General features: G+C 57.3%; 30 protein-coding genes. 25 read left to right on the plus strand and 5 right to left on the minus strand.

The window, feature by feature from the left end:
- Positions 1 to 612 precede the first annotated feature (612 nt).
- The 3 genes from N5D61_RS24525 to N5D61_RS24535 all read right to left on the minus strand — a co-directional run bounded on the left by N5D61_RS24525 (position 613) and on the right by N5D61_RS24535 (position 2,724).
- Positions 613 to 1,371: a DUF1828 domain-containing protein gene (locus N5D61_RS24525; RefSeq protein ID WP_347881586.1), complete on the minus strand. Its 759-nt coding sequence runs from the start codon at positions 1,369 to 1,371 to the stop codon at positions 613 to 615.
- A complete protein-coding gene (locus tag N5D61_RS24530; protein ID WP_279894509.1) occupies positions 1,368 to 1,850 on the minus strand; it encodes a hypothetical protein in 483 nt (160 codons plus the stop codon). The genes N5D61_RS24525 and N5D61_RS24530 overlap by 4 nt, the downstream gene beginning before the upstream one ends.
- A 127-nt stretch (positions 1,851 to 1,977) precedes the next feature.
- Positions 1,978 to 2,724: a S24 family peptidase gene (locus tag N5D61_RS24535; protein ID WP_279894561.1), complete on the minus strand. Its 747-nt coding sequence runs from the start codon at positions 2,722 to 2,724 to the stop codon at positions 1,978 to 1,980.
- A gap of 84 nt (positions 2,725 to 2,808) precedes the next feature.
- Here N5D61_RS24535 and N5D61_RS24540 point away from each other — a divergent pair, with 84 nt between their 5' ends.
- The 20 genes from N5D61_RS24540 to N5D61_RS24635 all read left to right on the plus strand — a co-directional run bounded on the left by N5D61_RS24540 (position 2,809) and on the right by N5D61_RS24635 (position 17,697).
- Entirely contained in the window at positions 2,809 to 3,021 is a 213-nt protein-coding gene (locus N5D61_RS24540; protein ID WP_279894510.1) for a YdaS family helix-turn-helix protein, read from the plus strand.
- A 30-nt stretch (positions 3,022 to 3,051) separates the two neighbouring features.
- Positions 3,052 to 3,252 (plus strand): hypothetical protein, encoded by a 201-nt coding sequence (locus N5D61_RS24545; RefSeq protein ID WP_279894511.1) that lies wholly within the window; start codon positions 3,052 to 3,054, stop codon positions 3,250 to 3,252.
- Positions 3,253 to 3,271: 19 nt separating this feature from the next.
- Positions 3,272 to 3,478: a hypothetical protein gene (locus N5D61_RS24550; RefSeq protein WP_279894512.1), complete on the plus strand. Its 207-nt coding sequence runs from the start codon at positions 3,272 to 3,274 to the stop codon at positions 3,476 to 3,478.
- A gap of 90 nt (positions 3,479 to 3,568) precedes the next feature.
- Positions 3,569 to 4,393, plus strand: a complete 825-nt coding sequence (locus N5D61_RS24555; protein WP_279894513.1) for a replication protein — start codon at positions 3,569 to 3,571, stop codon at positions 4,391 to 4,393.
- A complete protein-coding gene (locus N5D61_RS24560) occupies positions 4,390 to 5,790 on the plus strand; it encodes a DnaB-like helicase C-terminal domain-containing protein (protein WP_279894514.1) in 1,401 nt (466 codons plus the stop codon). Before N5D61_RS24555 ends, N5D61_RS24560 begins: the two co-directional genes overlap by 4 nt.
- Positions 5,787 to 6,419, plus strand: coding sequence for a hypothetical protein (locus N5D61_RS24565; protein WP_279894515.1), 633 nt, complete (start codon positions 5,787 to 5,789; stop codon positions 6,417 to 6,419). The genes N5D61_RS24560 and N5D61_RS24565 overlap by 4 nt, the downstream gene beginning before the upstream one ends.
- 106 nt (positions 6,420 to 6,525) lie before the next feature.
- Positions 6,526 to 7,314 carry a hypothetical protein gene (locus tag N5D61_RS24570; protein ID WP_279894516.1) on the plus strand — a complete coding sequence of 263 codons (789 nt, stop codon included), beginning with the start codon at positions 6,526 to 6,528 and terminating at the stop codon, positions 7,312 to 7,314.
- Positions 7,311 to 7,715 carry a recombination protein NinB gene (locus tag N5D61_RS24575; RefSeq protein ID WP_279894517.1) on the plus strand — a complete coding sequence of 135 codons (405 nt, stop codon included), beginning with the start codon at positions 7,311 to 7,313 and terminating at the stop codon, positions 7,713 to 7,715. Before N5D61_RS24570 ends, N5D61_RS24575 begins: the two co-directional genes overlap by 4 nt.
- Before the next feature lie 94 nt (positions 7,716 to 7,809).
- Entirely contained in the window at positions 7,810 to 8,397 is a 588-nt protein-coding gene (locus N5D61_RS24580) for a recombination protein NinG (protein ID WP_279894562.1), read from the plus strand.
- Positions 8,394 to 8,987, plus strand: coding sequence for a hypothetical protein (locus N5D61_RS24585; protein ID WP_279894518.1), 594 nt, complete (start codon positions 8,394 to 8,396; stop codon positions 8,985 to 8,987). Before N5D61_RS24580 ends, N5D61_RS24585 begins: the two co-directional genes overlap by 4 nt.
- Positions 8,988 to 9,172: 185 nt before the next feature.
- Complete coding sequence (locus N5D61_RS24590) at positions 9,173 to 9,424, plus strand: hypothetical protein (protein ID WP_279894519.1); 252 nt, start codon at positions 9,173 to 9,175, stop codon at positions 9,422 to 9,424.
- A gap of 31 nt (positions 9,425 to 9,455) precedes the next feature.
- Positions 9,456 to 9,872, plus strand: a complete 417-nt coding sequence (locus N5D61_RS24595; RefSeq protein ID WP_279894520.1) for a putative holin — start codon at positions 9,456 to 9,458, stop codon at positions 9,870 to 9,872.
- Entirely contained in the window at positions 9,865 to 10,254 is a 390-nt protein-coding gene (locus tag N5D61_RS24600) for a phage holin family protein (protein ID WP_279894521.1), read from the plus strand. The genes N5D61_RS24595 and N5D61_RS24600 overlap by 8 nt, the downstream gene beginning before the upstream one ends.
- A 228-nt stretch (positions 10,255 to 10,482) precedes the next feature.
- Positions 10,483 to 11,082, plus strand: coding sequence for a hypothetical protein (locus tag N5D61_RS24605; protein WP_279894563.1), 600 nt, complete (start codon positions 10,483 to 10,485; stop codon positions 11,080 to 11,082).
- A gap of 1 nt (position 11,083) precedes the next feature.
- Positions 11,084 to 12,571 (plus strand): terminase, encoded by a 1,488-nt coding sequence (locus tag N5D61_RS24610; RefSeq protein ID WP_279894522.1) that lies wholly within the window; start codon positions 11,084 to 11,086, stop codon positions 12,569 to 12,571.
- Between the two features lie 7 nt (positions 12,572 to 12,578).
- Entirely contained in the window at positions 12,579 to 14,039 is a 1,461-nt protein-coding gene (locus N5D61_RS24615) for a DUF4055 domain-containing protein (protein ID WP_279894523.1), read from the plus strand.
- Positions 14,029 to 15,072: a phage minor head protein gene (locus N5D61_RS24620; RefSeq protein WP_279894524.1), complete on the plus strand. Its 1,044-nt coding sequence runs from the start codon at positions 14,029 to 14,031 to the stop codon at positions 15,070 to 15,072. The genes N5D61_RS24615 and N5D61_RS24620 overlap by 11 nt, the downstream gene beginning before the upstream one ends.
- A 68-nt stretch (positions 15,073 to 15,140) precedes the next feature.
- Positions 15,141 to 15,839 carry a hypothetical protein gene (locus N5D61_RS24625; protein ID WP_279894525.1) on the plus strand — a complete coding sequence of 233 codons (699 nt, stop codon included), beginning with the start codon at positions 15,141 to 15,143 and terminating at the stop codon, positions 15,837 to 15,839.
- A 12-nt stretch (positions 15,840 to 15,851) separates the two neighbouring features.
- Positions 15,852 to 16,883 (plus strand): hypothetical protein, encoded by a 1,032-nt coding sequence (locus N5D61_RS24630; protein WP_279894526.1) that lies wholly within the window; start codon positions 15,852 to 15,854, stop codon positions 16,881 to 16,883.
- A gap of 688 nt (positions 16,884 to 17,571) precedes the next feature.
- On the plus strand, positions 17,572 to 17,697 hold the full coding sequence (locus tag N5D61_RS24635) for a hypothetical protein (RefSeq protein WP_279894527.1): 126 nt from the start codon (positions 17,572 to 17,574) through the stop codon (positions 17,695 to 17,697).
- 76 nt (positions 17,698 to 17,773) lie between these two features.
- Here N5D61_RS24635 and N5D61_RS24640 read toward each other — a convergent pair whose 3' ends face one another.
- Positions 17,774 to 17,932 (minus strand): hypothetical protein, encoded by a 159-nt coding sequence (locus N5D61_RS24640; RefSeq protein WP_279894528.1) that lies wholly within the window; start codon positions 17,930 to 17,932, stop codon positions 17,774 to 17,776.
- A 31-nt stretch (positions 17,933 to 17,963) separates the two neighbouring features.
- On the opposite strand from N5D61_RS24640, the gene N5D61_RS24645 reads away from it, so the two are divergent.
- Genes N5D61_RS24645 through N5D61_RS24665 form a run of 5 tightly spaced genes read left to right on the plus strand, consistent with a single transcriptional unit; the run spans position 17,964 to position 19,734 of the window.
- Positions 17,964 to 18,170 carry a hypothetical protein gene (locus N5D61_RS24645; RefSeq protein WP_279894529.1) on the plus strand — a complete coding sequence of 69 codons (207 nt, stop codon included), beginning with the start codon at positions 17,964 to 17,966 and terminating at the stop codon, positions 18,168 to 18,170.
- Between the two features lie 39 nt (positions 18,171 to 18,209).
- On the plus strand, positions 18,210 to 18,599 hold the full coding sequence (locus N5D61_RS24650) for a protein singed (protein WP_279894530.1): 390 nt from the start codon (positions 18,210 to 18,212) through the stop codon (positions 18,597 to 18,599).
- A 3-nt stretch (positions 18,600 to 18,602) separates the two neighbouring features.
- Positions 18,603 to 18,962, plus strand: coding sequence for a hypothetical protein (locus N5D61_RS24655; protein WP_279894531.1), 360 nt, complete (start codon positions 18,603 to 18,605; stop codon positions 18,960 to 18,962).
- Entirely contained in the window at positions 18,962 to 19,342 is a 381-nt protein-coding gene (locus N5D61_RS24660; protein WP_279894532.1) for an HK97 gp10 family phage protein, read from the plus strand. The genes N5D61_RS24655 and N5D61_RS24660 overlap by 1 nt, the downstream gene beginning before the upstream one ends.
- Positions 19,339 to 19,734 carry a phage tail terminator-like protein gene (locus N5D61_RS24665; RefSeq protein ID WP_279894533.1) on the plus strand — a complete coding sequence of 132 codons (396 nt, stop codon included), beginning with the start codon at positions 19,339 to 19,341 and terminating at the stop codon, positions 19,732 to 19,734. The genes N5D61_RS24660 and N5D61_RS24665 overlap by 4 nt, the downstream gene beginning before the upstream one ends.
- On the opposite strand, the gene N5D61_RS24670 is transcribed toward N5D61_RS24665, so the two are convergent.
- The gene (locus N5D61_RS24670) at positions 19,735 to 20,319 is read right to left on the minus strand and encodes an NUMOD4 domain-containing protein (RefSeq protein ID WP_279894534.1); all 585 of its coding nucleotides are present in this window, start codon (positions 20,317 to 20,319) and stop codon (positions 19,735 to 19,737) included.
- Positions 20,320 to 20,461 lie beyond the last annotated feature (142 nt).

The following is a 20,461-nucleotide window of genomic DNA, read 5'->3' on the forward strand; positions in this document are numbered from 1 at the left end:
GAAATCTGGTCTTGTCACTCAATGCGCCCGTCAGGGTCATTCGCACGGTTCGGTCATCACCTCGCCAGAATCAGCCCCTCAATGACTTTCATCTGGCGCCGGTCGCCTCACAAGCGCAGCGGTTTGTTTCCTTCGGTTTACTGACCTCCCACCGATGGTGCCGGGAGTGACCTAACCGGTTTGGCCGGGTAGTCGTTCATGGCGCTGGTTGTTAAAGAGCGGCGGGTCTCTTGAGGCCCTTCGCTGCGGTGAATCGCTGCGATGGGTTTAGTAAACAACACGTTTATAAACACGTCAACACATTTTGTTTATTTTGTTTACGCAGGCGATAAAAAGCCCGCGCAACGGCGGGCTATCTGTAGGAGCGAGCAGGAGGGCCATCGAGGCATCAGCGGTTCAGGACCTATGCAGATTGGGTTTTAGCCAGGCGGGCGCTGTAGGAGCGCGACGCAGGTCAATGCCCGCGAGGGGAATGGGGGTGATGCAGGCTTACCCCGGCCTGAGGTCAATTAACGGCCAGGGCAGGGCGGTCGTGGACGACGTGGAAAGCCGAGTAGAGGCGGCAGATACAGAAAGCCCGGCGCTGGGCCGGGCTAGTGAGGAAAGCGGACTTTAGGCAGCGCTGAGAGCGGAGGTAAGCTGTGCAGGCGAACTGTAAACCAGTACCGATGCGCACTCAGCTAGCGCAGCTGACGCCTTAGACAGCTCGTTTGCGGCTGCTTTCTCAAAAATTACCGTTCGACGGATGCTAGGAATGGCATTCTTTACATCAATCATCTTACCAAGCGCTTGGTAAACGGACGGCCAATAAGGCGCGTCACCTACGGCGCTGATTGTCTGCACAACCTGAATCTCTGCCTTATCGACATCGATAGCGAAAGGGAATTTTAGTTGATGTCCGCTAGCTCCTGTGATCCTGTAATCCCTTTTGACCTTGCCCGGAAATGTCTTCCGTAAAGCGGCGGATATCAAACGATCAAAACGGGATTCGCTTGCGGCCTCCCACTGGCTGCAGTGATGGCTGATCGCAGTCGCCGCATCGATTAGCTGGGTCAGGTAGAAAGGAGCCTCAGCTTCGTCGCACGCAACGAACAGCTCTCCATCGTCGGAAAGCTGGACGTGGTTCTCCATTGCGATCACGGCCAGCTTCCGACCCCTCGCTGCAGTTGGCTGGATTCCGACTGTCATGGCATTGAATAGCGTGTCAGCGTTGTCGGAAATGCGAACTCGACCACGGCCTATGTCCTCTACGTATGCACCTATAAGGTTGCCGTCGTATGGGACAGAAACGTGACTTTCCATGTAGATAACGCTATCGCTAACAGGGATGCATTTCAGGGCGAGTGCGCTTCCAAGGTCTGCGCAATTCATAGCAACCTCAATTGGCCATCATGGCCTATTTCATCAGGTAAATTCAGTCTAGGTGCGCCGTCGATATTGGCACGCTTCAGGAATAGCTGCCAGAGCTGTTCGGCGGACTCTCTGGGAATTGGCTCAGCGTAACCATAAGAGGACTCTATCACCGGTATGTGCATATGAGGATGGCCTATCGTCTGCTGATAGTAGGGAAGGCCCATTCCAACCTTGTTCCGATGTCGAGTGAATCCGCCTTCGTCAACCGCAAAAGATCGACTGTTCATCACAAAAAGGCCGAAGTAAAGATGCTCGGGAACGCCTTCAATCTTCCCCGCTTTGTATTCGAGCTGGACGAACAGCCCTTCCAGGGTCCTATCCCCAATCATCAGCGTCGCGCGATATTTGTGCGTTGCAGGCCACTTGTGAACACTGGTCATGACCCACTCAATGCGGTCGCCGCCGAACCATTGCTTCTGGGTATTGATGCCCTTCATAGCCTCCGCGTAGGGTATGAGATTCTTCGAAACCATCCTGGAACTGCTCCTCACCCTTCAGAGATTGCTGCCTGTTAGCTTTTGCATCCAGGCCATCAAGCCAGCACCGACCTCGGCCATTTGGCGCCTACCACAGCGCAGCTGACCAGAACACCCGTCCCAATATGACGATCTGGTTCTCTGCGACCTGCTCGGCGGTGTAATCCTCGTCTGGATAATCATCACGGTTATAGCTCCGTAGCCGTATCCCGCCCCCAGGTAGCCGCTGCAAAATCTTCACCCGCAGCTGTCCGCCATGGTCCAGGGCGTACATTTTTCCATCAACAATCGTGGTTGAACCCTGGTCGACACCGACTGTGCTCTTGTCAGGCAATACAGGCTCCATGCTGTCTCCAGAGACAGTGACGCAAACAGCTTCGCTGGCCTGTACGTTCTGGCGCTTCAGTGTGAGCTTGCCGAAGCGCAGCTTGCGACTGCTTGACTGCTCAACAACCGTCCTCCCGCTTCCTGCCGACAATTCCACCTCCTTGAGGAAAGGCACGTATACCTCGTCATTTGCCAGAGGGGTGTCGTCATCCCAGACATCTATTGGGCCGTCCAGAGTGGCGTTTGACAACCGATCTTGATCTTCCGCAAAGACCTTGGCTGCTGTTGAGAACTCATAGTCCGGATCGCCTTCACCGGTCATAAGCCAGTCAGGCTTGACGCCTAGCAGGGGGCCTATGGTGAACATTTTCCCGGCAGGCACACCTCGCACAAACCAATTGTTCAATACCTGATTTGAAACCCCAAGCGTCGCAGCGCACTGGCTCGGCGTGAGGCCTTTGGTTTCAAGGAATTTTCTAAGGCGATCGCCTGAATGCTCATTAGTCATAAACACAAAGTTTACCGGGCTTGTGTTGTTTATTAAATAAACGTATCGTTGACTAGTGTTTACTCGCCGACGGCGGATTTGTTTATGAAACCTACACCCCTTGAACGCGCAATCCTCGCGGCAGGCTCCGGCAAAGCGCTGGCTGAGCTGCTGGGCGTGACCCCTATGGCGGTCTCCTACTGGAAGGCCAGGGGTGTACCCGCACGCCAGGCACTCCCTATCGAAAAAGCTACTGGCGTTTCCCGCCATGAGCTTCGTCCGGACCTTTATCCGGTCGATTCCCTTTCTGCCGCCTAACCACTTCATCAGCCACAAAGGAAACACCGCATGTACATGGACCCCAATCAGAAACGCGCCATCCCGGTGAAGGTTCGCTTCGAGCCAGTGCTCGACCGAATCCTGCGTAAAGCCGCAACCAAGACCTGCATGCAGCACGCGACCTATCTGTACGAAATCATCGAGTGGGCCGTTGCGAACGGTGTGATCGAAGAGCTGATGCAGGACAAGCAAGAAGATATCGCGGGCTGAAGCCCCTTTGGAGGGCCGAATGACCATTGAGCTTGAAAAGCTGCCGCCCACGACGCGGAAGAAGGTGGAGGAGTTGATGCGCACCAATGGCTGGACCTTCAGCCGGGCCATCAACGAAATGACGGAGACCGCCATCGCGAGTGGCGCACTTTCCGAGGTTGGAAGGAAGAAGGCCCAGGTCCTTCAACTGGTGACCCCAATGAGGGCCTCAGGCAGGGACTCTTAAGGGTAATCCAGAGGGCCTCTGCCAAATCGCAGACACAAAAAAGCCGGGATTGCGCCCCGGCTCATTGCTACATCAGAAGTGAGAGGAATCATGACAAACATCGTCTCAATTGACAAGTCCAGGGGGTTTACCCGAATGGACAATGACTTGTACGAGGCCCTTATCGGGGCCGATCTGTCAGGGCGAGAGCTGCGTGTAGCCTTGGCTATTCACCGATTGACTGCTGGGTACAACCAGGGCGCTGTGAAGGTTGCAGCTTTGTATATCGCCAAGATGATGTACGGCAGCGATGAGGCGGCCGAGAAGGAGCGTGCAAACGTTTCCCGGACCATCAACGACCTGATCCGTCAGCGCGTCCTGTATCGCGACGGAGGAAGCCGAGATCCAATAAGTTTCCTGCCATGCAACGAGTGGAAACTAGACCCAAAAAGAACCGTGTTGAAATCTACACAGAGTGTAAAAAAGACACATGCCACCGTGTTGGAAATTACACACATAAAAGAAAGAAATACAAATCTTACTGCTAACGCAGTTGTCGCCGCTGTCGCGCCGACAGCCACCGAAGTCGAGACTGAAGCGAAAGATCAGGACAGCACCAGTCCTGATCAACCCGAGGCCAGCAAAGCCGAACGCATTCCCTTCAACCGCATTCAGGACCTGTACAACCGCATCTGCGGTGACAAGCTGCCTCAGTGCCTCAAGCTCAACGACAAGCGCAAGGCCAACATCCGCAAGTGCTGGAATCTGGACATCAACGGCGATAAGCCATTCCGCAAGAGTGAGTTCTGGGAAGGCTATTTCAACGACTGCCTGACCAACAAACACTGGACTGGTGAAAACGACCGCGGCTGGCGTGCACACCTTGAGTTCTTGACCCGCGAAGAGAACGTGCTGCGCGTTTTGGAGGGGGCATGATGACCATGGAACGCCCCCTGATCGCTCTCGAAGCAGAGCACGGCGTACTGGGCGCTTTGATGCATGAGTCCAGCCTGTGTGAGGACATTGGCGCATTTCTAGGCGCCGAGGACTTCGGCAACGAGTGCAACGGTGCTCTGTACTCGTTGATCCTTGGCTGCCACTCGAAGCAGGTCTCTCCGGACCCATTCGCATTGTCTGAACTGCGGGCGGAGCTGCCAAGCGGAGACAGCACTTTCGTATACGCCGTCGAGATCATGCGCAACGTCTGCGGGACCTCAAACGCTAAGCACTTTGCAAAGATCATTCGAGAGCGCTCCAAAGCTCGCCAGATGTACCAAGTCGCCAATGACATCATGAACATGGCAATGAGCGCCGGGAGTGTCCCTCAGCAGCTTTCAGCCGCTCAGGCGATGATAATGGATCTCAGCGCCGAGGAGGAAACACCGGACGTCGTCACGATGAAGCAGGCGCTAGGCCCAGTATTTGACGACATGGAAGAGCGCCTGTCGGGAACTCAGGTCATGGGTGAGGACTTCGGCTTGGTCGATCTTGACAAGATCGTTCGAACTCTACGACCCGGGAACCTCGTCATCATTGCCGGCCGTCCCGGCACCGGTAAAACGGTTCTAGGCACCAGCATCGCCGACCGGGTTGCGATAAAGGGCGGCGCTTCCTTGGTGTTTTCGCTGGAAATGCCAACGAAAGAACTGGCGAAGCGTTCTCTGTCTTCCCAATCAGCCGTTAGCCAAGAGCTGATCGAAACTGGTAAGGCTTTGGAGGACGGAGAAGCCAGTGCGCGGCTGACTGTCGCTGTAGCCAAACTTTCCCAGGCTGACGTGCGGATCTGTGACAAAGGCGCGCTCACCTTCTCGCGCATCTGCAGCATTGCCAGATTTCAACACCGAGCCAAAAAACTGAGCCTCATCGTCGTCGATTACCTGAGTCTCATTGCCACAGATCCGAACAGCAAGATCCAGAACCGGAACCTTGAATTGGGCTCCTATACCCGCGGCTTCAAGGCCCTGGCCAAAGAGCTTGGAATACCTGTCGTTGTCCTTGCCCAGCTCAATCGCAGCATCGAGAACCGTGCGGACCCGAAGCCGAAGATGAGCGACTTGCGCGACTCCGGCGAGATCGAGCAGGACGCGGACGTCATCATCATGGCACACCGCGACAGCGATCCAGACCGGGGAGGCAGGGGCATCACGGACGTGGACGTTGTGAAGGTGCGGCACGCCCAACCAGGCGAATGCGCTCTCCAGTTTCAGGGGGAATTCGCGCGATTCGTCAATGCAGATGTGTCTGCCTATGACCGGCCCGATACTCAGCCGGCCCAGCCCGTACGGCCATCAGCACGCTCAATGATGAGCTCATTCAAGGGTGGCCGAGCATGAAGCAGACCATATTCGAGAAAGACGGCTATCTGATGCGCTCGAACTCCGAAACTCGTTGGGCGGGAATGATGGATGCCCTACGCATTGACTGGCATTACGAGCCAACTTTGGTTAGCACTCGTCATGGCTACTACTTACCCGACTTTTACCTGCCTGGCGCAGGAATATTTGTCGAGGTGAAAGGTCCGCGACCTACTCAGGTTGAGATAGAAAAAGCCACAGATGCCGGCGCGTCAACAGGCAAGCCGGTTGTGATTGCGTGCGGCGATATGGACTTTTGCTACCCAGGAGTTGGGGGTGCCGAACTGTTCATTTGCTGCAAGCACGGTGCGGTCCGCTATAGCACGTTTGAGTTTCACAAAATCATCTTGGCAGGGCTTGGGGATGAAACATACAAGCGCTACTTGCGTGCTGGCATCAAGCATTCTCACCCCGGCTCAATGAGCGCCACCGAGTTGGTTGACGAGTATTTGAAGAACCTGATGCACCGCAGCGAGCAAGAGCAGTACATGGCCTCAGTAGCCAAGCCACTAAACGCCGAGAAAGCCCAACGCCACAGACAAACAAGTCCACCGGAATGGGCGCTCATCAAGTTCTTCGAAGTTGTACGCAGCAAGGAGGCAGCATGACCAACCGCATCTGGCTCACCATCACCATCATCGCCGTGTTAGCCGCCTACGGCTGCCAGCACCAGGTTCAGCGCACTGCGCCTAAATATTCGGGGATTCTTTTCAAATGAACGTCGACATCCAGAAATTGAAAATGCTTGCCGAGGCTGCGACGAAGTGCTCGGGACAAACGCGCGTCGAGACGGATTACAACGGCGTGCATCAAATCATTGGCGACGGTAGCTGGAAAATCCTGAACGCTTGGCACACGCCAGATGGGAAAGGTATGCAAAATGCGCAGTTTGCTGCCGCTGCCAACCCTGCCGCAGTGCTGGAGCTGATCTCTGAGATCGAGCGGCTGCAGGAAAACGCCAACATACGAGCGGTGATGTCCCTGCGTGCTGATGTGAAGGACTTAATCGCCAAGAAATACTTGGCTGATCAAGCCGTCATCGAGACTTCTGCTCAGCGCGACCAGGTCAAGGCCGAGAACGCCATTTTGCGTAAAGCTCTGACAACCATCCGAGAAGAGTCTAGCGACCTTGGTGCATGTGAGTGTGCTGCTGACGCTCTTGTCGACTCGCGCAAGGAGCACCCTGCCATGACCTCCCAAGACAAATTCATAGCTTGGGCAGAGAAGAACATGCCCACCTTGCATCTGGAGAGGTCAGAGGTATCTGGCCATTTCGTCAGTCCAGTGACGGGGAACATTTTCATTGGCTGGAGTGCGCGGGATGGGGAGGTTGAGGCGCTGCGAAATGCGCTGACTGAAGTCATGGCTCAGGTTGACTGCAACATCCGTGAAACCGTGCGTGATTGTGTCAACGGGCGCGATGACGTTCAGGACATCTACGGATACTGCGACACCATCGAAGAGGTGATTTATGCCGCCATGAGCAATGGAGGCGACCAATGAACCTCCCTTCATTTCCTCTGCGTACCGAACAAGACCGAGTCCGGGCGATTCAGGTTATCCAGAAGGTAGACCTGTCACTGGGCGTGACATGGACACTACGCGAACAGGTACGCAGCGACGCCCAGAACCGCCGCATGTGGGCCATGTTGCGCGACATCAGCCGTCAGGTTGAGTGGTACGGCCAAAAGCTCAGTGATGAAGACTGGAAGCACATCTTCAGCGCTTCGGTCGAGAAGCAGCGCGCGGTCCCGGGGCTCGATGGCGGCTTCGTCGTGCTCGGGATCTCCACCCGCAAACAGTCCAAGAAGTGGTTCAACGACATGTTCCTGGTGATGGAGGCTTTCGGCTCAGAACACCAAGTACGGTTTACCACTGCCGACCATTGGGGGATCGCAGCATGAAAACCATTAAGGCCCTCATTAGCGCCTGCGCAACCATCCTTGAGCACGGCTACCACTCCAACCCCTATTCGGTTCAGGTAGGGGGTGGGCTGTGATCGCTCAATCCACCAAGCCAAAACGCCCGAAGAAATGCCGGGTGAGCACATGCAGGGCCTCATTCGTCCCAGCACAGTCATTTCAGACTTGGTGCTCACCTGACTGCGCTGTGGTGATCCTCCGCCAGCGCCAGGACAAACAGCGCAAATCTTTCGCCCAGCGTGAGCGCCGGGAGATCAAGGCACGCAAGGAGAAGCTGAAGAGCAGGGCGGATCACCTCAAGGACACGCAGACGGCGTTCAATGCCTGGATTCGCGAGCGCGACGCGGGCCAGCCATGCATCAGTTGCGGCACCACGGCGGATGTCCAGTATTGCGCCGGCCACTATCGGACGACCGCCGCCGCGCCTGAGCTGCGCTTCGAGCCGTTGAACGTACACCTGCAATGCAACCGCAACTGCAACATGGGCAAGTCCGGGAACCTGCTCGGCTACCGGCCGCGCCTGATCGAGAAGATCGGCCTTGCGGCGGTTGAGTGGCTGGAAGGCCCGCATGAGCCCAAGAAATACACGATCGAAGAGCTGAAGGCGCTGACCGCGCACTACAGAAAGCTGACCAGAGAATTGAAGTCGGGGAGAGCAGCATGATCAACTTGAATTCGGCACGCCTTGCCTGGCATGACGCCTTTTACACCCCGTGGGACAGCCAGGGCGCCCACGTCGAACAGATAGGCCTTTTGGGCTGCTCGGTGCAGAAGACAGAGAAAGCAGTCAACAGCCGTCACGCTATGCACCAGTCGATATCGGCGCGCATTCAGCAGGCGATTGACACGCTGCCCGGTCACCTCAAAGCCTTCGGCAACTTCATGTACAGCCCTCTGGCCACTGTGGACGACAAGGAGGAGGCAGATGAGCGCGTGCTTCACATCGCCTACGCTGCCGGTGCCAAGATGACAGCTCGCAAGTTCGAGAAAGCGCGTTACGTTGCCCAGGCAGTGCTCCACCGGTACCGCCGCATGCATCAAGGCGGGCAGAGCGAAGGCCAGGACCCTCTACCGAGTGTGGAGAAGATGCGTGAATGGATCATGGAGCGGTTCGGCGTTGCACTCGTTGGGGATCAGTGGGCGCGGGACTGGGGCGATTTCGTAGAGCGGTGTTTCGATGCTTGCAACCAGCTCGACAAGCAGGCTTTAGCCCCGGTTTCACAAGCAATTGCGGTGATGAAAGAAGCCGCTTGATTTTTTGTCGGCGCTACAGCATCATTTCGCCATAGTTAGGATTTTGCCTCTGGCAACTTCCAAGAAAGCCCGGCCATCGTGTCGGGCTTTTTCGTTTCTGATGGGCCTATTCAGGCCCTCAAGTTTCCCTGCTGCTCCTCCAGCGCTTCGGCCCTTAACCCGGCCATTTTTATTCTGGTGAAACGATGACCCGGTCCACATGCTGGAGCTTGTTCGCCGTTTCGCTCGCGATCTTCAGCTACATGACCCACCGCGACATCAGCGCGAACATCTTCATTGGCACGTTCCTGATCATCCAAGGACTCAAGCCAGCGGACGAGGAGAGGCTGAATCAATCGGCAATGGCCCTGTGCGCCATCGTCGGAACCACAATCTTTGGGTTCGCCATCTGCGCCTGGCTCTTCGGCCTTGAATGGAGCCGCCCAGCCTCATGGTAGAGAACATGAATTATCGGCGGACGAGGTTGCCATGGCTGCAGAAAGCGTATTAGGCAGTGCCATTGTGACCGGTGCGGCGAATGGGACCGGTGTTGCCCTTGCCGGCCTTCTTCTGACGTATGACCAAAGCCTGGCCATGGGGTCCATCGGCGGGTGCTGCATGTTCCTTGCGGCCTCGGCGTCTTTGCCCTGGAGTTCCAGGTTCTTCTACGCAATCGGCTCCTTCATCGTTGGCTATCTGTCCGGGATCCTAATCTTCGGCTTGTGGTCGAACATTGGGCTCGCATCGATCGCCGCATGCATAGTGTCTGCGCTGGCCTCCTGGCTTGTTGGCTCGCTCAAACGGTGGTCGGACGGTGGGCCTAAGCCGGAATGGCTGGAATGGGCGGGTGGCATAGCTGGCATCTTCCTTCCCGCGTTCCTGAAACGAGGCAAGCGAGATGAATGACTTCCTTCAGCGCCCATCGGTGGAGACCTTTTTTACAGGCATCCTGATCTGCGCCTACCAGATGTTGGCGTGGCTGGGCAGCGTAATGCCCGACTTCCTGCTGGGCACCCGAGGTGTGTGTCACCTTCTGATCTTCCTGTTCGTGGTGGGCTATCAAGCTCCTACCACCAACCACAGGAAGGCCGTGGGGATCGTGGCGGGCATATTCGCTGGCGCCAATGCCGCTGAAGCCTATCGGATTGCCTACAACTTCTCATCGTTCACCACGATCGTTCAGCCACCGCTCACATTGGTGATGCTGTGCGTCCTGTTCTTCGTGGTGTACGCCCGTGGCAACGTTGCCAGGATGCTTCCGCGTCGGATCAAAGAGCTGATGCCGTAGCGCGCCACAAATTAAGATGCGTCCTTTTTGTGGCGTGGAGTAAATCATGGCCGAGGTCCACAACATTGACGACCACCGGCCGCACGTCTGTGTTGCTGCGTCGGATGGTGCTCACGTCATTCCTGTTGCGCTGCTTCGATCAGTAGTCAGTGGCGAGAAATCATCCAGCATTCTGACCGAGCCAGTGGTGTGCAGGATCATCGAATAGTGGTTGGAAAAGGTAACGACATGACAACCAAGCAACCCGACTGGGAGGCCATCGAACGCGCCTACCGGGCGGGTGCGCTCTCCATCAGAACCATTGCAGAACGCAATGGCATCAGTGACACAGCCATTCGCAAAAAGGCCAAAGCCTCAGGATGGGCTCGCGATCTCTCCGAGCAAGTGCGCAAAGAGGTTCGCAATAAGTTAGTTCGCGGCGAGGTTCGCGAAGATCAATGTGCGAACCCCGAGCACGACGCCGAGATCATCGAAGAGGCGGCAGAAGAGGGCGCGCGGGTTGTTCGCAGCCACCGCCGGGACATTCGCAAAGCCACGAACCTTGCGAACCTGCTCATGGATGATCTGCTGACCACGATCAGCAAGCGCGAAGAAATCGAGGATTCGATTGAGGCTGAGACCGCTGACGATACAAACGGTATGCGCCGGGCAACCATGCTCTCCGCTGTCAGCCTTCCCAGCAACGCCAAGACACTGTTCCAACTCTCGTCGGCTATGAAGAACCTGCAAGTGTTGGAGCGAACCGCGTTCGGGCTTGATGAGAAAGAGAAGTCCAGCGATGCCGATGAGCTATCCAGCCTGATGGACGAACTATCGAAGGACGCCTGACATGAAGCCCGAGCATATGAAGTTGCTCAGGGACAAGCGTTGGCGACTGAACCACCTGTATTTCATCACTGACAAGCAGGGCAAGAAAGTCCGCTTCCAGATGACGGATGAACAGGTCGAGTATTACGAAGGGCTGCACACCCGCAACATCATCCTCAAGGCCAGGCAGCTTGGCTTCACGACCGAGCAGTGCATCATCCAGCTTGACGCGGCGTTGTTCGAGTCGGCGAAGTGCGCGCTCATTGCCCACACCTTGAACGATGCTAAGCGCCTGTTCCGCGAGAAGATCAAGTATGCGTATGACAACCTTCCCAAGGAGCTACGCGCCGCCAATCCTGCTTCTAACGATGCTGCTGGTGAGCTTGTGTTCAGCAAGGGCGGATCGCTCTACGTGTCCACATCCTTCCGGGGCGGGACTCTACGGTATCTGCACGTATCCGAGTTCGGGAAGATCTGTGCCAAGTATCCCCACAAGGCCAGAGAGATCGTCACCGGGGCATTCGAGGCTGTTGCCACCGACTGCTTCGTCACGATCGAGTCGACGGCGGAGGGGCGGGCGGGATACTTCTTCGATTACTCGCAGAGCGCTGAGAAGCAGCAGCTCGCCGGTGTTCCGTTGGGCCTGTTGGACTGGAAGTTCTTCTTCTTCAGTTGGTGGAAGAACAAGGGATATTGGCTCGACCCAGTCTCGGCAATCATCCCGGACCGGCTGACGGCCTACTTCAATGACCTGGCAGCCAAGCACGGCATTGTCACAAACCCAGGTCAGCGAGCGTGGTACGCCGCCAAGGAGAAGACCCTCGGCGACGACATGAAGCGGGAATACCCGTCGATTCCGGCTGAGGCGTTTCAGCAGTCTATCGAGGGCGCGTATTACGCCAGGCAGTTCACCAAGCTCTACTCCTCACAGCGCATCGGTACGCTGCCAGACAACAGCCACTTGCCGGTGCACACCTTCTGGGACATCGGTGTCGGCGACTCTACGGCGATCTGGTTCGTCCGCATCGTTGGCGAGGAATACCACGTCATCGACTTCTACCAGAACAGCGGCGAGGGCCTGAGGCACTACATGAAAGTGCTCAAGGACCGCGGCTACACCTACGCCGAACACTGGGGGCCACACGACATCGACAACCGCGAGTTCGGCAGTGACGGCAAAACCCGCCGTGAACTGGCCCGCGAGGGTTACGAGATCGACGGCCAGCGCTACACGATGACGTTTCAGGTTGTGCCCAAGCTTGGCATCGATGAAGGCATCGAGCAGGTTCGGGAAATTCTTCCCCGGTGCGCTTTCGATGAGGCCAAGTGCGAGGAAGGCATAACGGCCCTGGAGAGCTATCGAAAGGAGTGGGATGACAAACGTGGATGCTGGAAAGACAAGCCACTTCACGACTGGTCATCTCACCCGTCAGACGCATTCAGGTATTTCGCGGTCGCGAAGACCAAGCGCGTAACGATGACGTCCATCCCTGTCACCTTCACATTTTGAGGCCGATATGCCGAATTACAGCGCCGTCCGGGCAGAGTACACGGAGGCCTTGCCCGGCTGGCAGCTTGTAAAACGCTGCGTAGCTGGTCCACGCGAGGTCCGCAAGTACAACGAATATCTGCCCATGCCTGACCCTTTGAACAGGTCAGAAGAGAACCTGGCCCGTTATGAGCAACTGAAAAAGCGTGCCATGTTCCTCAACGTCACCGGCCGCACGCGCACCGGCTTGATGGGGGCGGTATTCCGCAAGACGGCAGAGGTAGAACTGCCACCCGGCATCGATTACCTGCTGGAAAATGTCAGCGGCGATGGCGCAAGTCTTGAGCAGCTCTGCAAGGAGGCGACGGGAGAGTGCCTCGATACCGGCCGTGGGGGATTTTTGGTCGACTATCCGAAGATTGATATCCCCGAAGGCCAAACGTCGCTCACCGCGGCGCAGACGGCTAATTCCCGTGCCTACATCCACTTTTACCCAGCAGAAAGCATCGTCAACTGGCGTGAAGATGTGATCGATGGCGTGAAGAGGCTGACGTTGGTCGTTCTTCATGAAAAGCTGAACGAGCCAAGCGAGGATGGTTTTGAGTTTGTAGAAAAGGATCAGTATCGCGCGCTGATGCTGCTGGATGGGCAATATGTCCAACGTGTTTATAGCGAGGACAGTCAGGAAGGCGAAGAGAGCATTCCCAAGGACAAGTCTGGCGCCGAATTTGACCACATCCCGTTTCACTTCTTCGGCTCACAGAACAACGATGCCAGCATCGACAAGGCGCCCCTGGAAGATCTCGCCGAAGTCAACATTCTGCACTACGGCAATAGCGCAACGGTTGAGGAGTCAGGCTTCATCAGCTCCCAACCGACGCTGTTTATCACCACCGACATTCAGCCCGATGAGTTCGTGAAGCTGAACCCGAACGGCATGCATATCGGTTCCCGCCGCGGCCACAACCTCGGCAAGTCCGGCAGCGCGATCATGCTCCAAGCCACTGAAACCCAGTTGGCGCGCGAGCTTATGAAAGACAAAGAGCAACAGATGCTCATGATCGGCGCCCGCATCGTCCAGCAGAGCAACGGCGCTGAGACCGCTGAGGCGGTTCGCATCCGCTACAGCTCCGACAACTCGGTTCTTGGCACCATCGCGGGCAACGTCTCCGAAGCGGTGCGACTGGCTCTGTTCGACGCCCAGCGCTTCATGAATGGCGAGGTGGACGAGGAAGGCACCGTGTTTTGGCTCAATCAGGAGTTCTTCGACCAGGTCATGGACGCCCAGGCGATTCTGGCTCAGGTGCAGCTCTGGCAGCAGGGCATCATCGCCAAGGCAGACTTGCGTACGAATCTCCGCCAAGCGGGTGTCATCGAGTCGGATCGCACTGACGATGATATCGACGCGGACCGGGAAGCCGATGCGCCTGTACTGGCCAGCGAGCCGGGTTCGAACGATCAGCAGGGCAGCGTAGACGATGAGCAGTGAAGGCTATCTGACTGACGCAACAACCCGGCACCAGATTTACGTCCAGCGCTACGCGGGCGGTAACTTGAAAAGGGTGGCGAGCTTCATCAGCAAGTCCATAAACACGGCCAAGGCTCGCGTAGCGGCTGGATTGAGCGCCTACGGCACCAGGCGCTACAACTCGCAGATAGAAACGCTCCAAGGCGATTTGCGGGGCATCTATGACGATCTAAAAGGGCGTGCCCAGCTTGATCTGGGTGAATTCGCCACCTATGAGGCTGAGTTCAACGCAACGATGCTGGGGAAGGTTGTCAGGGCGGTGGTCCAACTCAATGTTCCATCAGCAGAGATGGTCGTCGCAGCAGCCCTGGCTGATCCGTTGAGCCTCGAGGCGCGCAAGGGAGTGCAGCGCATCAGCATCGGCGGTGCACTAGACCAGTTCGGGACCAAGAAGGCAGCCGAGATCATCGGCGAGATTCAAATAGGCTCCAGCCTGGGAGAGACCAGCCAGCAGATCGGCCGGCGACTGACCAATGTCCATCAGCTTCATCAGGACCAGGCCACCGCCCTTGTCCGCACGATGACCAACCATGTCGCCAGTACGGCGCGCATGGAAACGCTCAAGGCCAATCACGACATCCTCAAGGGGAAGCGTCGTATTGCAACCTTGGACGGGCGCACCTCGCCGTTCTGCCGCTCGATCGACAATCAGGTCGTGCCACTGAGCGCGCCGTCGCCGCCTTTCCACTGGAATTGCCGCACTTCCGAGATCCCGGTCCTGAAAGACGAGTTCGCGCGGGAAATTCCCGGATCGACAAGGCCATCAGTTGGGCCTGACGGGGCATCGCCGGTTTCGAGCAAGACCACCTATCAAGAGTGGCTTTCACGACAGCCTGCAGCGTTCCAGCGAGATGTGCTCGGGCCGAACCGTTACGCCCTGTTCACCAAGGGCGAACTGACTCTCGACAAGTTCGTCGACGACAACGGCAAGACCATCACTCTTCAGCAGTTGAAAGACCTTGAGCCGTTGGCCTTCGAGCGAGCGGGTCTCTGAGCAGCCGGCCTTAAGCCGGTTTTTTTACGCCTGCGGCTGAGCCAACGGCAAATCATCCGGGGGATGACATGAAATACCTGATCGACAAAGCGGCATTCGATGCTTTGGAGCCTTCCATGCAGGCCTTTTACAAGGCTCAGGGAGAGAACTACGTGCTCGCCGTGGAGGGGTTGCCTCAAAACGAGGACGTGGAAGGGCTGAAGCGCCAAAACCAGACTCTTCTGGACGAGGCGAAGGAAGCCAAGCGCAAGGCGCGCGAGGCTCAAGAACAGTTGACCCAGAAAGAACTGGATGCAGCGAAGGCGCGCGGAGACTACGAGTCTCTGTACACCAGCAGCGAACAGGCCTTAGCCGCTGAGCGCCAGAAGCTTGCAGACCTGCAGGCTGGGATCGAGAAGCGCGATCTGACCGGCGCGGCCGCCAAGGTAGCGGCGACGATTGCCGACGGGTCGAACGCCGAGATCCTGGCTGAGTTTCTTGAGCGTCGACTCCGCATTGTCGATGGACAGGTGCGTGTCACCGATGCCAGCGGGAACCTGACGGTCTCCACGCTGGATGACCTGGGCAAAGAGTTTCAGAAAGAGCCGCGTTACGCATCCTTGGTGCGCGGCTCTCAAGCGAACGGTGGCGGGGCTGCCGGAGCGAAAGGTGGCGGGGCCACAAAAACGTGGGAACAAATGACCGGAACGGAGCGCGTAGAGCTTCGCCGTACCAATTTTGCCGAACATCAGCGCTTGAAAGCAGCGCATGAAGCGGCCAAGAAATAAGGAAACCCCGCAATGCCAACCATTCTTTCCGATGTTGTGTTTCGCGATGAGCTGCGCGACTACATGCAGGTCAACACCGCTGAGAAGACTGCTTTCTTCCAGTCGGGCATCCTGACCACCAACAGTGACATGTCGACTCTGCTGGCCAGCCCATCCAACACGTTCACCATTCCATGGTGGGTCGATCTGGATGCGTCCATCGAGTCGAACTACTCGAACGACGTGTACACCGACATCGCGGTTCCACTGTCGGTTACCAGCGCTTCGATGCAGGCGCGCGCGGCGTACCTCAACGAAGGCTGGAGCGCAATGAGCTTGGTGAAGAACATCACCAATCAAGACCCTCTGGAGTTTGTTGCAAGCCGTCTGACCAATTACTGGCAGCGAGTGGCCCAGCGCCGCACCATCGCAACCGTAGTCGGCATCTACAACGACAACGTGGCCGATAACGGCGGTGACATGGTTGTCGATGCTGGTGGCCCAATCAATGCCGCCGCCATCATCCGCGCGCGCGCCACCATGGGCGACTATAGCCCTCAGATCATCACGCCGAACGGCACCAAGGCGCTGAGCGTTATCGCGATGCACTCGGCGGTGCACACTGAATTGTCGATCCTCAATCTGATCGACTTCAGTCCGGTAGCGGACCAGGTGCCTGAGTTTGGCCGATATCAAAACATGCTGGTGGTTCTGGATGATGGCCTGCCAGTCATCGGAACCGGTGAAGATGCCAAGTATCTCTCAATCATCTTCGGGCCAGGAGCCATTGGTTACGCCGAGGAGCAGGGCGAGGACGACATCGAATACGATCGTGAGCCCGCTCGCGGTAACGGCGGCGGGGCAGAAACCCTGTGGACGCGCCGCAACTTCGTTGTGCATCCACTTGGCTACTCATTCCTGTCGAACACAGTCACCGGCACTCCGACCACTACTCGTCCGATTTCGGCAAACTGGTCCGATCTGGCACTGGCGACCAATTGGCAGCGCAAGTTCAGCCGCAAGCAGGTGCCCCTGGCGTTTGTCACATCTAAAGTCAGCTCCTAACCGGGGCTGATTTGCCTGAGCGAAGGAGGCCTTATGGCTGACGACGACAAGCAATTGATGACAGGCGGCAGACTTCCCTACCGGTACAGCCTAGGCAAGCTCTACAAGGACTTGCTGACGATGATCCAGAAGGAGGGCGCCCGGACACTGCAATTCCAGGTTAACGAAGACAGCAACTTGATGTGGCGGTGGTCGGACGAGACCAAATGGAAGGAAATTCTTGATTTGACGGAGTTGCCAGGGCTGGGCGCTGCTGGCCCCCAAGGTCCACAAGGGCCGAAGGGGGATACGGGCGAGGCAGGGCCTCAAGGTCAAGTTGGACCCGAGGGCCCCAAAGGCGCGAAGGGAGATCAAGGCAACCCTGGGCCCATGGGCAGCATTGGTCCTGCTGGGCCGCAGGGTATGCCAGGCCCTCAGGGCATCACCGGTTCGCCGGGTATGCCAGGCGAACGCGGTCCTATTGGACCGGCAGGTCCGCAGGGTCCTGCAGGCGATGCTGGGCCGAAGGGCGAAACCGGCCAAAAAGGTGAGGCTGGCACAACCGGACAGCCTGGACCGCAAGGCGCCGCGGGTGAAAAGGGCGCAACCGGAGCAACAGGTGCCACGGGGCCAGCCGGTCCGCCAGGTTCACCGGGCGCCAAGGGCGATACAGGCCTTCAGGGGGCGCAGGGGCCGGCCGGAGCGAAAGGTGACCAAGGGATTCAGGGGGTACAAGGCCCTCAAGGTCCAAAAGGTGACACTGGAGCAACGGGTGCGACTGGGCAAACTGGCGCAAAGGGTGATCCCGGCGCTGCTGGCGCCCAACCCGAAGTAATCACCGGCACCGTCGTCACGGCCGGGGTGAAGGTCGCGGTCAAGTTTGCCAAGACCTACGCCACTCCGCCTGTTGTTCAACCTTCCCCCATCTGGAATGGCCAGCAAATGGTCATCGGCTCGGCGTCAGAGATCACCACCACTGGGTGCAACGTTACGGTCATGCAGTCGCGCGGGACGCTGCTGTTGACCACTGGCCCATTCGAAAGCGCAGCAGCGGGCGTTGCATTTCGCATGCTCGTTCTTGGAACTTAGGAGAACGCCATCATGGCAGTTGAAAAAGACAAGCATATCGACCCCAACGTCAAAGCGCGCTGGGGCTTCGGTGGCAGTGAAGACAAAATCACCGTAGGTCCTCAGACCGTGGGCGAAACGGGCGGTGTCGACTCCGTGCGAACCGATTCCGATGAGTCGGCAGCGCGCAACAACGGCGGCGGTGAAAAGACCGAAGCAGCCAAGGCAAAAGCCAAGTAATACCGGGGCTTCGGCCCCACTCATTAAAGCGGAGGCCAGATGGCAACCTACATAACCGTGGCGGACGTCGACACGATCTTGGGTGCCGAGTGGGCGCTGGATGAAAAGAAGGCCCGCGCGGTATTACAGGCCAACACCTATCTGACCTCCCTTAGCCTCACCGGCGTCGACATGGACGCCATCCCTGACGAAATCAAGCAGGCCGGCGCCGAGCTGGCGGTAGTTGCCTCGCAGGGCAAGCTGTATCAACAGCAGACCGAAGGCTCGCTGGCTGCAAAGACGGTGAAGGCTGGTTCTGTCTCAACCAGCAAGACCTTCGCATCGATCGACACCACCAAGTCCACCGCATTGCCTGATGGCGTCCAGTTCGCCCTGGGCCTGCTTGCGCCATGGCGGGTGAGTGGATACGGCTTCAACGTCTACAGGTGAACTATGGGGCTTCGTGAAGAAATCCAAGCGGATACGGCCGAGGCCTTCGACACTGACCTTGCAGACGCAGTGCAGGCTTTCAGCGGCGGTATCACGCTGCCTGGCGCATGGGATCCCGTCACTGAAGCCGCATCCGACCCGGTAGTCATCGCGTACACCGGGCGAGGCGTATTCGACAGCTTCAAGATTGCGCAGGTCGACGGTGTAAACATCCGCGCCACCGACCAATTGCTCATCGCGCTGGTTAATGAAACCGTCGGCGGCATTCCGGATATCGGCCACAAGATCAATGGGTTTGACGTGATCAACGTCCAGACTGACCCGGCCGGCGCCCACTACGAGATCCAGTTGAGGAAGACCTGATGGCTAAGGGGTGGACAACATCGCCAACTCTGTTCGCTGATCAGATCGAAGCCGACCTGGCGACGCGCGTGCGGGTCATAGCGATGGCGATGCTCAACGAGGTGGTCCTTCGATCGCCAGTAGATACTGGGCGGTTTCGGGGTAATAACATCGTGAGCATCGGCGCGCCGGTTTATGCGCAGACTGGGAAAGTCGACCCGACGGGAGCCGCCACCATCAGCGATGGCGTATCTGAGCTTTCAGGCCTGGAACCGTTCACGGTCGTGTACATACAGAACAACCTGCCTTACGCGGAGCGGCTTGAGAATGGTCACTCCAAGCAGGCGCCCTCTGGAATCTATGGCTTGGCCTTCATCGGCGTGTCCGAGGCGTACAAATGACCTTCGAATCGATAAGGGCTCTGCTCACGGCACGCATGGCCGCTTTCACTGGCTTAGAACAAAGCCGGATCGACTATCCCAATCAGCCAGCGGTGTTCACCCCGCCAGATACGGGCCTGTGGGCCAGATTCACCATCCAATACGCCACCGCCTTCATGGCAGGCATGGCGGACCAGCCATACACCCGCAAGCCTGGGCAGATCAGCATCCAATGCTTCGCCCGTGAACGCACCGGTACGAAGGCGATAACCGAACTGGCAGATGCGCTTGAGGCCCATTTCGCCTATTGGCAATCGGGCCTGCTGGAGTGTGCTGAAGCCACACAGGTTGTGGCTGGCGAGTTTGAAGGCTTCTACCAGATCAACGTCAATATCCGGTTTCGTGCCGGTTGATTAGGCATGTGCGCGGCATTTGTTGTACGGCGGGTATCCGTACATGCTGAGGTCTAAATGCTCCCAGCGCTTGCCAAGGTTTATGAGAGAGACCTGAGATTTGCTGATGCCGAACTCAGAAGCAATCGAGTCCTGTCGCTCCCCATTGGACAGGCGCCTGACAATGTTTCTGACGTCATCCTCGGTGATGCGAATGTTGTGGTGGGCGGTACCCTTGCGGCCAAGCTGAAGGCCAGTGGCGTATGAGTGAACTGTATTCCCTTGGACTGTTGTCCACTCAAGGTTGGTGTACAGATTGTTCACCTTGTTGCCGTCAATGTGGTTAACAACAGCGCCATCGCTGGGTGCACCATGGAAGGCCTCGGCAACCAATCGATGGACTCTCCGCATCACTTTGGCATCCGGCCCGAACAGGCTGACCAGGAAATAACCTTTATCGAGTGTCTGCGTCATGAGCGCACCCTTCCGGCTCCTTGTGCGGCCACTAGGGCCTATGCAGATTCTGTCCAGCGACCTGACACGACCATGGCTTGAAACCTCGTACGAGCCTTCAAAGCCAACAACATCTTTCCAGATTTCGTTCATTTCACCCTCCATCAAAGAGTCGTCATCACTGGTGTGGTGCGGCAGGCCGGTGATGAGCCAGCTTTTCGGGTTGCATGCCCTATCCGCCACGAAATTTTAACAGAGCCGTGCCTTCGGGCCTAACAGTCAACACCAACAGTAA

It is taken from the genome of Pseudomonas sp. GD03842 (assembly GCF_029841165.1).
Taxonomy (GTDB): Bacteria; Pseudomonadota; Gammaproteobacteria; order Pseudomonadales; family Pseudomonadaceae; genus Aquipseudomonas.

Coding starts and splice junctions, on each gene's coding strand:
- N5D61_RS24525 (WP_347881586.1), bottom strand. CDS start 1,371: ATGAATTGCGCAGACCTTGGAAGCGCACTCGCCCTGAAATGCATCCCT.
- N5D61_RS24530 (WP_279894509.1), bottom strand. CDS start 1,850: ATGAAGGGCATCAATACCCAGAAGCAATGGTTCGGCGGCGACCGCATT.
- N5D61_RS24535 (WP_279894561.1), bottom strand. CDS start 2,724: ATGACTAATGAGCATTCAGGCGATCGCCTTAGAAAATTCCTTGAAACC.
- N5D61_RS24540 (WP_279894510.1), top strand. CDS start 2,809: ATGAAACCTACACCCCTTGAACGCGCAATCCTCGCGGCAGGCTCCGGC.
- N5D61_RS24545 (WP_279894511.1), top strand. CDS start 3,052: ATGTACATGGACCCCAATCAGAAACGCGCCATCCCGGTGAAGGTTCGC.
- N5D61_RS24550 (WP_279894512.1), top strand. CDS start 3,272: ATGACCATTGAGCTTGAAAAGCTGCCGCCCACGACGCGGAAGAAGGTG.
- N5D61_RS24555 (WP_279894513.1), top strand. CDS start 3,569: ATGACAAACATCGTCTCAATTGACAAGTCCAGGGGGTTTACCCGAATG.
- N5D61_RS24560 (WP_279894514.1), top strand. CDS start 4,390: ATGATGACCATGGAACGCCCCCTGATCGCTCTCGAAGCAGAGCACGGC.
- N5D61_RS24565 (WP_279894515.1), top strand. CDS start 5,787: ATGAAGCAGACCATATTCGAGAAAGACGGCTATCTGATGCGCTCGAAC.
- N5D61_RS24570 (WP_279894516.1), top strand. CDS start 6,526: ATGAACGTCGACATCCAGAAATTGAAAATGCTTGCCGAGGCTGCGACG.
- N5D61_RS24575 (WP_279894517.1), top strand. CDS start 7,311: ATGAACCTCCCTTCATTTCCTCTGCGTACCGAACAAGACCGAGTCCGG.
- N5D61_RS24585 (WP_279894518.1), top strand. CDS start 8,394: ATGATCAACTTGAATTCGGCACGCCTTGCCTGGCATGACGCCTTTTAC.
- N5D61_RS24590 (WP_279894519.1), top strand. CDS start 9,173: ATGACCCGGTCCACATGCTGGAGCTTGTTCGCCGTTTCGCTCGCGATC.
- N5D61_RS24595 (WP_279894520.1), top strand. CDS start 9,456: ATGGCTGCAGAAAGCGTATTAGGCAGTGCCATTGTGACCGGTGCGGCG.
- N5D61_RS24600 (WP_279894521.1), top strand. CDS start 9,865: ATGAATGACTTCCTTCAGCGCCCATCGGTGGAGACCTTTTTTACAGGC.
- N5D61_RS24605 (WP_279894563.1), top strand. CDS start 10,483: ATGACAACCAAGCAACCCGACTGGGAGGCCATCGAACGCGCCTACCGG.
- N5D61_RS24610 (WP_279894522.1), top strand. CDS start 11,084: ATGAAGCCCGAGCATATGAAGTTGCTCAGGGACAAGCGTTGGCGACTG.
- N5D61_RS24615 (WP_279894523.1), top strand. CDS start 12,579: ATGCCGAATTACAGCGCCGTCCGGGCAGAGTACACGGAGGCCTTGCCC.
- N5D61_RS24620 (WP_279894524.1), top strand. CDS start 14,029: ATGAGCAGTGAAGGCTATCTGACTGACGCAACAACCCGGCACCAGATT.
- N5D61_RS24625 (WP_279894525.1), top strand. CDS start 15,141: ATGAAATACCTGATCGACAAAGCGGCATTCGATGCTTTGGAGCCTTCC.
- N5D61_RS24630 (WP_279894526.1), top strand. CDS start 15,852: ATGCCAACCATTCTTTCCGATGTTGTGTTTCGCGATGAGCTGCGCGAC.
- N5D61_RS24640 (WP_279894528.1), bottom strand. CDS start 17,932: ATGCGAAATGCAACGCCCGCTGCTGCGCTTTCGAATGGGCCAGTGGTC.
- N5D61_RS24645 (WP_279894529.1), top strand. CDS start 17,964: ATGGCAGTTGAAAAAGACAAGCATATCGACCCCAACGTCAAAGCGCGC.
- N5D61_RS24650 (WP_279894530.1), top strand. CDS start 18,210: ATGGCAACCTACATAACCGTGGCGGACGTCGACACGATCTTGGGTGCC.
- N5D61_RS24655 (WP_279894531.1), top strand. CDS start 18,603: ATGGGGCTTCGTGAAGAAATCCAAGCGGATACGGCCGAGGCCTTCGAC.
- N5D61_RS24660 (WP_279894532.1), top strand. CDS start 18,962: ATGGCTAAGGGGTGGACAACATCGCCAACTCTGTTCGCTGATCAGATC.
- N5D61_RS24665 (WP_279894533.1), top strand. CDS start 19,339: ATGACCTTCGAATCGATAAGGGCTCTGCTCACGGCACGCATGGCCGCT.
- N5D61_RS24670 (WP_279894534.1), bottom strand. CDS start 20,319: ATGAACGAAATCTGGAAAGATGTTGTTGGCTTTGAAGGCTCGTACGAG.